Here is a 1,605-nt window from a genome sequence, read left to right as displayed (position 1 = left end):
GATGCCTGTAGCAATGGAGGTGCCGCCAGTGCAGCCTGTGCGCAAGCTAGACTGGAGGTGATAGCAGCCAAAGAGGGCTATGAGAACCTCGGCAACTACAACTCGAAAGCCAGCCAGCAATATGCGGATGCTTACGGTCAGATAGTGGATCTGCTGAATATCACCAGCGTTGATGCCCAGAATCAGCAGCAGGTGAAGGATGCGATGGTGAACTATGCGATGGATCACTTTGGCTTAGATAAAGCCACGGCAGAGCAGTATGTCTCAACCTATGATGGGATGAAGACTGTGGCGGCGTCACTGTCGCCGGTGTTGGGGTATGCGGCAGCGAGTAAGATAAGCCAGTTGGGTCAGAAGGTTGTTTTACAGCAATCCGGTGAGTCGGGTAACGTGGGTTGGAAGAGCTATCTGGAAAGTGAAAAGGCTATCCAACAAAGTGTTGCGATGAAACAGCAAATTACCGATCTGCGCTCTGGATTGTCTTCAAAGATAAAAAACTCTGGTAATGCTGCTGTGGCACAAATTGATATTGAAGGTATGCCTAAAACCATGGCGGCACATAGTCGAATTAGTGAGGAAAATAAAGGGTTTATTGGTGATGGTGGTCAAAACTTCACCTATCAGACCTTGAAAGCTAGTGATGGAAGACTTGTTGAGAGAAATACTGACTCTGAATATAAAATTCTTGATAACTTAGCAGATCTGTTAGGTAGCAATACGTCCGCTAAGGGTAATATAACAATTCTTACTGAGCGTCCAGCCTGTGCGAGTTGCTTGGGTGTGGTGGATCAGTTTCAGCAAAAATATCCTAATATTCAAGTGAATGTATTGGATAATAACGGTGTATTACTAACGCCGAGGAAAAAATGATGAGTGATGAGCGCATTGATTACTATGAAATTAGGAGTTCATTTTTGGAATGTTGTTACGAAGGTTGTCGTGTGAAATTGAATAATATTGCTAGAGGTTCATCAGGATTGCCAAAAAGTGATGACGGCATGGGGTACGCGTCGTACCAATATGAGGGTGTCTATCAACTTCCTGTAGAACGGTTAATGCTAGAAGTGGTTCATTTAATTCTTATGGCAGCTCGTGGTCCTGAAAATGTTGAGGCTTATCATAGAAATGAAATAAATAAGATCTTCTCTGAACATCCTCTTGATGAATTAATTCAAGATATTGGAGAAGAAGAACGTAAAGAACTTCTTCGTGATATGAAGTTATTAAAATTGCTGTAATAGCTAACCCCGGCCAATTGGCCGGGATTTTTGCTTTTATGCCTTAAGAGCCGCCGGTCTGTAATAGCACGGCCAACTCACATTGACGCGATTAGCCGACTCTGCATCATGCAGAACCGGCTAATGAACAGGGGCTGGCGATAGGCTCAATGCTGTCGGGTAACACGGTCGCGGTGAAAGGCAACAACGTCACCGTCAGCGGCAGCGCGGTGGTGGCAGACAACACTCTGCGCCTGGATGCGGCACAGAACCTGAACATCGTGGCAGCGGAACAGCAGCAGAGCGAGTTCCACCCCAAATCGGGGTTGATGAGCAGTGGCGGCATCGGCTTCACCGTGGGCAAATCGATGCAGCGCACCACTGCGCA

General features: G+C 46.5%; 3 protein-coding genes. All 3 read left to right on the top strand.

Translation table 11 applies throughout. The features are described 5' to 3' along the window. A partial coding sequence (locus tag EOJ37_RS14155) for a deaminase domain-containing protein (RefSeq protein WP_240651730.1) occupies nt 1-870 on the top strand: 870 nt, incomplete at its 5' end. After that, nucleotides 870-1,238, top strand: coding sequence for a hypothetical protein (locus EOJ37_RS14150; protein WP_206194077.1), 369 nt, complete (start codon nt 870-872; stop codon nt 1,236-1,238). The genes EOJ37_RS14155 and EOJ37_RS14150, both read left to right, overlap by 1 nt. A 149-nt stretch (nt 1,239-1,387) precedes the next feature. Then, nucleotides 1,388-1,605, top strand: a 218-nt coding sequence (locus tag EOJ37_RS14145; protein WP_155522514.1) for a hemagglutinin repeat-containing protein, incomplete at its 3' end; no start/stop codon positions are given.

Source organism: Serratia microhaemolytica (genome assembly GCF_004011885.1).
Classification (GTDB): domain Bacteria; phylum Pseudomonadota; class Gammaproteobacteria; order Enterobacterales; family Enterobacteriaceae; genus Serratia_G; species Serratia_G microhaemolytica.
The sequence above is the reverse complement of the archived record's forward strand: the minus strand, read 5'-3'. Positions and strand labels throughout refer to the sequence as shown.